Origin of the sequence: Flavonifractor plautii ATCC 29863, assembly GCF_000239295.1 — a bacterium.
Taxonomy (GTDB): domain Bacteria; phylum Bacillota; class Clostridia; order Oscillospirales; family Oscillospiraceae; genus Flavonifractor; species Flavonifractor plautii.
In genome coordinates, this window is sequence record NZ_JH417715.1 from 1 (window position 1) to 6,168 (window position 6,168).

The 6,168-nt window shown below is 62.0% G+C and carries 5 protein-coding genes; 3 read left to right on the forward strand and 2 right to left on the reverse strand.

Going from position 1 to position 6,168, the window contains the following annotated elements; all coding sequences use genetic code 11:
* Positions 1-39: 39 nt before the first annotated feature.
* Positions 40-744: a Crp/Fnr family transcriptional regulator gene (locus HMPREF0372_RS06730; protein WP_007490069.1), complete on the reverse strand. Its 705-nt coding sequence runs from the start codon at positions 742-744 to the stop codon at positions 40-42.
* Between the two features lie 234 nt (positions 745-978).
* On the opposite strand from HMPREF0372_RS06730, the gene HMPREF0372_RS06735 reads away from it, so the two are divergent.
* Positions 979-3,429 (forward strand): amidohydrolase family protein, encoded by a 2,451-nt coding sequence (locus HMPREF0372_RS06735; protein ID WP_230979260.1) that lies wholly within the window; start codon positions 979-981, stop codon positions 3,427-3,429.
* A 64-nt stretch (positions 3,430-3,493) separates the two neighbouring features.
* Here HMPREF0372_RS06735 and HMPREF0372_RS06740 read toward each other — a convergent pair whose 3' ends face one another.
* Entirely contained in the window at positions 3,494-3,931 is a 438-nt protein-coding gene (locus HMPREF0372_RS06740) for an RrF2 family transcriptional regulator (protein ID WP_009257462.1), read from the reverse strand.
* Positions 3,932-4,233: 302 nt separating this feature from the next.
* Here HMPREF0372_RS06740 and aroF point away from each other — a divergent pair, with 302 nt between their 5' ends.
* Positions 4,234-5,250, forward strand: a complete 1,017-nt coding sequence (aroF, locus tag HMPREF0372_RS06745) for a 3-deoxy-7-phosphoheptulonate synthase (RefSeq protein WP_007490073.1) — start codon at positions 4,234-4,236, stop codon at positions 5,248-5,250.
* Positions 5,251-5,280: 30 nt separating this feature from the next.
* Positions 5,281-6,141, forward strand: coding sequence for a prephenate dehydrogenase (locus HMPREF0372_RS06750; RefSeq protein ID WP_007490074.1), 861 nt, complete (start codon positions 5,281-5,283; stop codon positions 6,139-6,141).
* Positions 6,142-6,168 lie beyond the last annotated feature (27 nt).

A 6,168-nucleotide genomic window follows, 5' to 3' on the forward strand; every position in this document is an offset into this window, starting at 1 on the left:
GCTCCGGCCGCAGGCGTTTTGCCTGCGGCCGGAGCCATATTATGTATGGAGCTGGGCCTCCAGGGCGGCACGGTCGGGGATCAGATAGTGCTGGCGCGTCTTTTTCAGCAGGCCCTCCCGGCTCAGGCTTTGAAAGCACTGGGACACCACCACCCGGGAGATGCCCAGAAAATCGGCCACCTCCTGGTGGGTCAGCCGGATAGTGAGGCGGCCCCCCGCCCCCTCCTCTGTACCGTATGGCTCTGACACGGAGAGCAGGAACTGAATGACACGCCCCCGCACGCTTAGAAAGCTGTCGCGGATCAGCATGCGGCCAAGCACCTGGCTCTTCCGGGCGGAGATCTGGAACAGCTTCAGTGCCAGGGCGGGAGAGGCCTCGGCCCGCCGTTTGAACACCTCCGCCGGGATGCGGAAAATCTGACACGCAGTGACTGCGACGGCCCGGTATTCCCGCGGGCCGCCGAACAGGCACTCGTCCTCTCCCACGGGAATCCCTTCAAAGAGCAGGCAGAGCACCCGCTTTTTCCCGCTGCTGTGGATGCACTCCACCCGGATCTGCCCTGTTTGCAGAAAAATCACCTCGCGGGCCGGGTCGCCCTGCTGATAGAACACCGTGCCCGCCGGGACGGTCTCCGGGCGAAAGCCGTCGGTCAGTCTGTCCCACACGGTGTCCCACGGTTCATTTCCAACGGCGGAGAGGTGCTCCGGAATCCACTGCTTTTCCCAGCGAAGCTCTTTTTCCAATGGTGTTCACCCTTCTCCCGGTTTCTGCGCGCGCAGCCCCCGCACAGATTGGGAGGCGGTTCGTGCGGTTTGCACATGGATACCCAATTTATTTTCTTTATTTTCGCAGAAAATGACGATTTTGTAAAGTGGTTAACAGAAAATTGCGGCGGGGTTTTCTATACTGTATCACGTTGTGCGGCCCGCACGCTGTGGGGCCTGTCAAATCTGGTAAAATGGAAAGGGATGGAGCGAATGAAACGAAGGACAGCGCGCGCCCTGTGCGCAGCGGGCCTAAGCCTGTCACTGCTGGCCGGCTTGGTGCCGGCCATGGCCGCAGGCCCGGCGGAGGTGGCGGATAGCCTCTACATCAACGGCAACATCTACACCGTGGATGAAGACTTCTCCACTGCCACCACTATGGCGGTGAAGGAGGACCGCATCCTGTATGTGGGCGACCAAGCCGGTGCGGAGGCCTATGTGGGTGCGGGAACTGAGATCACCGACCTCGGCGGCAAAACCGTGCTGCCTGGTCTCATCGAGGGACATATGCATGTCAGCAATCTGGGGGAAAACCACCTGAAGCTGGACTGCTACTTTAAATCGAAGGAGGATATTCTGGAGATGGTACGCCAGGCCGCCAAGGAGGCGGAGCCCGGCGAGTGGATCCAGGGTTCCGGCTGGCTGGATACCCTGTGGGATGAGCCCGGCTTCCCTTCAAAGGAGGAACTGGACGCCGTGGCGCCCAACAACCCGGTCTATCTGCTCCGGGCAGACAACCATATGGGCTGGTTTAACAGCATGGCGCTGGAGATGGCGGGCATTACCAAGGATACCCCAGAGCCTCAGGGCGGCCAGATTCTCAAAACGGACAACGGGGAACTGCTGGGCTGCCTTACCGACAACGCGGCGTCAATGGTCATCAAGGTAATTCCTACCTGGAGTGCTGAGACACAGAAAAACGCTGTGCTCATGGCTCAGGAGGAGCTGTTCTCCTATGGCTTTACCTCTGCCACGGACGCAGGCACAAAGGTCAACTACATCCAGCACTATGAGGATCTCTATGAGAGCGGTGAGCTGAAGCTGCGCATTTACGCCATGCCCATGCTCAACAGCACGGACAGCGCCGAGGCCGGCTACATCCGGGAGCACGGGCCGGTCAACGGCCTGTACGACAACCAGCTGAGTATAATGGGTGTGAAGGTGCTGGGCGACGGTGCTCTGGGCTCCCGCGGCTCTGCTCTGCTGGAGGATTACTCCGACGATCCGGGCAATCGTGGTTCCTACCGCTTTACGGACGAGGAGATTTACAACGTGATGAGCCTGGCCTACAACAACGGCTATCAGATCGCGTACCACGCCATCGGCGACGGTGCCAACCACCAGGTGCTGAACACCTACGAGCGCCTGCTGAAGGAAAATCCCCGGGAGGATCCCCGCCTGCGCATTGAGCACTTCCAGGTCGTTACCCCGGAGGATATTGACCGGGCCCTGGAGCTCGGCATCCTCACCGCGATGCAGTTTACCCATGCCACCTCGGACCTGTCCATGGCGGAGGACCGCCTGGGTCCCGAGCGTATTCAGACGGCCTACGCCTGGCGCACCGTTCTGGATAAGGGCGGCATCATTATCGGCGGCTCTGACGCGCCGGTGGAGATGGTCAACCCCTTCCACGGCCTGTATGCCGGTGTCACCCGTATGACCCGCGCCGGTGAGCCGGAGGGCGGCTGGTACGCCAACCAGAAGGTCACCCGTGAAGAGGCGCTGCGCGCCTTTACCATCTGGGCCGCCTATGGTCAGTTTGAGGAGGATCTCAAGGGCTCTCTGGAGCCCGGCAAGCTGGCCGACTTTGTAGTGATCGACCGGGACTACATGACCTGTCCTGAGGAGGAGATCAAGGATATTCAGGCCCTGATGACAGTCTCCGGCGGCGAGGTGGTCTATACCAAGGACACCAGCGAGCCTACGCTTCTCTGGCAGGGGAAGCCGGTTACCCTCCTGTCTGGGGCGCTGATTGAGCAGCCCGGCACCATTTATGCCTCCGCCTCGGATCTGGCGGGCAACATCAGCGCGGTTCTGGAGCAGGGAGAGGGCACTGTGACCGTGACCTGCGGTGAGCAGTCGGCGGAGCTTCCCGTCAAGACGGTGAATGGGGCAGACTACGTCCCTGTTCGTGCCTTCTTTGAAGGCATCGGCTATGCAGTGACCTGGTGCCCGGACAGCCGGACGGTATCAACCTCCCGCATGAGCACGGCGGACACCTCTGAGGCTGCGGCTCAGCCCCCTGTGGACGAGTACAGCTTTCAGCTCGGCAATTTTGACGGCACCGTGGGCGCCTTCTGCGATGTAATCATGACCGGAGCCAAGGAGCTGGCGTTCAGTGATCCCTTTGATCCCGAGGACGAACCCCTTCTTACATCCTATGTGGCGAAAAAGTGCGAGGGATACGGTGTAAAGTACTACATCGACAAGGATCTTCTTCTGACCAAGCTGTTTTCCACTGTGGAGATGGATGGTCAGTGGGTCTATATCCTCTATGCCGACGACGCAGTGCTTCAGGAGTATCTGGAGCTGAAGCAGGAGGAGAAAGACATGATTGCAGCAGGAACCTACACAGAGAAGGCCCAGATCGACCTGGCTACCCGGTATGGCAAGCTGATGGGCTATAGCGATGCTCATATTGCTGCCAGCATCGCAGGGGCGTAATCCAGACAATCAGAGCCGCCGCACTGAAAATCAGTACGGCGGCTCTGATTTATTTTGGGCTGTTCTATGCGTTATGTCCGGGGCACTTCTCATGATAGCGGCGCACGAGGTCGGCCAGGGTCAGGCGGTCCACCACGCTGGAGACGGCGGCCTGAATGTCCCGCCACACCTCTACGGTGACGCACCGGTCGGCCCGGTTGCAGCGGCAGGTATCGTCCTGATCCACACAGCTCACCGGCGCCAGATTGCCCTCCAGCACCCGCAGAATCTCCCCCACGGTGTACTCCTCTGGCTCACGGGTGAGGAGGTAGCCGCCCCCCGCGCCCCGGACCGAGCGAACCAGCCCGGCCCGGGAGAGCTGAGTTACAATCTGCTCCAGATATTTATCGGAAATCTCCTGCCGCTGGGCCACATCCCGCAGCGGAACTGCCGCGCCATGGCTGTGAAGGGCCACATCCAGCATGAGGCGGAGCGCATAACGGCCTTTCGTGGAAATTTTCATGCACATCCCTACCTTTTCTGACAAATATAATACCATGGAACAGGTAGGATTTCAAGTGAAATTTCCACTTGACTTTCGCGCCAAAAAGTGCTAAAGTGCTCTACAAGAGGAGCGTGAGAGGTTCATGCGCAGGTACGTCGGTTATGGATACGGCTATTACCGCTGCTATTTTGCCAGCGGTCTGTTTGCCTGCCCATAACCGGCCTGTCAGGAATCTTCCGGCGCTCCGCAGTTGGAGCCGATGGAACCCGCGGCCGCCTTTGGGCGGCTGCGGGTTCTTTGTTTGTGAAAGGAGTCAGAATATGGTTGTCATTATGAAGCGGGAGTTTACCCCGGAGCAGTTGGAGGCCGCCGTACACACCATGGAGGAGGGCGGCGTCAAAGTCATGGTGTCCAAGGGGGCGGAGACCACCATCCTGGGCGCGGAGGGCAACGCCGAGCACATCGACCAGGAGAAGCTGTCCCTGCTGCCCGGCGTGGAGCGGGTCATGCGGGTCACGGAGCCCTATAAGAAGGCCAACCGGAAGTACCACCCGGAGGACACGGTGATTGAGCTGTCCAATGGCCGCAGCGTGGGCGGGAACCGGCTGGCGGTGATCGCCGGGCCCTGCTCGGTGGAGAGCGAGGCGCAGATTGTGGGGGTGGCCCAGGCGGTAAAGGCCAGCGGCGCCGCCGCCCTGCGGGGCGGCGCCTTCAAGCCCCGCACCTCCCCCTATGCCTTCCAGGGTATGGGCAACGACGGCATCCGCCTGCTCCAGGAGGCAAAGGAGGCCACCGGCCTGCCCATCGTCACCGAGATCATGTCCACCGACAACGTGGAGATGTTCGAGATGTGCGTGGACGTGATTCAGGTGGGAGCCCGGAACATGCAGAACTTCGACCTGCTCAAGCAACTTGGCAAGACCTCCAAGCCCATCCTGCTCAAGCGGGGCCTGTCCTCCACCATTGAGGAGTGGCTCATGAGCGCCGAGTACATCATGGCCGGGGGCAACCACCGGGTCATCCTCTGCGAGCGGGGTATCCGCACCTTTGAGACCTATACCCGCAACACCCTGGACCTCTCCGCCGTGCTGGCGGTGAAGCAGCTCTCCCACCTGCCGGTGGTGGTGGACCCCTCCCACGCCTGCGGCAAGGCGTGGATGGTGGAGCGCATGAGTCTGGCGGCGGTAGCCGCCGGGGCGGACGGCCTCATCATCGAGGTGCACAACGACCCGCCCCACGCCCTCTGTGACGGGGCCCAGTCCATCACCCCGGCCCAGTTTGACACCCTCATGGGCAGGCTGACCGCCCTGGCCCCCTGCGTGGGGCGGGAGCTGTGACCGGCCCTCAGTAAAGAAGAGGAGTGCGCGATGAAACAAACGATGCTGATTGTGGGCCTCGGTTTAATTGGCGGCTCACTGGCCCTGGCTCTAAAGGGCTTTGAGGATTTCGAGATTGTGGGCGTGGACGTGTCCCAGCCCACCCTGCGCTACGCCGCCGAGCACGGTGTGGGCGACCGTGTGACCGAGGACGCCGCCGCCGAGCTCCCCCAGGCCGACGTGGTGGCCCTGGCCCTCCACCCCCAGGGGATCGTGGACTTCCTGGCCCGGTATCGGGATGCGTTCAAGCCGGGGGCCCTGGTGTGGGACGTGTGCGGCGTCAAGACCGCTATTTTGGAGGCGGCCCAGGTGCTGCCCGGTACAGTGGATTTTATCGGCTGCCACCCCATGGCGGGCACCGAGTTCTCCGGCGTGGAGCACGCCTTTGCGGAGATGTTCCGGGACTCCCACTTCCTGCTGGTGCCCCGGGATGACAGCAGGCCGGAGCACATTGCCCTGCTGGAGCGGCTGGCGGCCTATATCGGCTGCAAGGACGTATGCCGCACCACCGCCCAGGCCCACGACGCCCTGATCGCCTACACCAGCCAGATGATGCACCTTATCGCCGTGTCGGTGTGCGACGATCCGGAGCTCTTCCAGTGCAGGGGCTTCGAGGGCTCCTCCTTCCGGGGCTGTACCCGGGTGGCGGCCCTGGACGTGGGGCTGTGGACCCAGCTCTTCTCCCTCAACCAGCCCGCCCTGCTGGCGGCGGTGGACCGGCTGCTGGACAACCTCCAGTCCTACCGGGACGCGCTGGCCTCCGGAAACCGGGCGGCCCTGGCGGAGAAGCTGGCCCACTCCGCCGCCCGCAAGCGGGAGATGGATCTGCCCGGGCCCGATCTGCTGGCATGACAAAAAGGCGCCGCTGCATTGCAGCGG

Coding starts and splice junctions, on each gene's coding strand:
- HMPREF0372_RS06735 (WP_230979260.1), top strand. CDS start 979: ATGAAACGAAGGACAGCGCGCGCCCTGTGCGCAGCGGGCCTAAGCCTG.
- HMPREF0372_RS06740 (WP_009257462.1), bottom strand. CDS start 3,931: ATGAAAATTTCCACGAAAGGCCGTTATGCGCTCCGCCTCATGCTGGAT.
- aroF (WP_007490073.1), top strand. CDS start 4,234: ATGGTTGTCATTATGAAGCGGGAGTTTACCCCGGAGCAGTTGGAGGCC.
- HMPREF0372_RS06750 (WP_007490074.1), top strand. CDS start 5,281: ATGAAACAAACGATGCTGATTGTGGGCCTCGGTTTAATTGGCGGCTCA.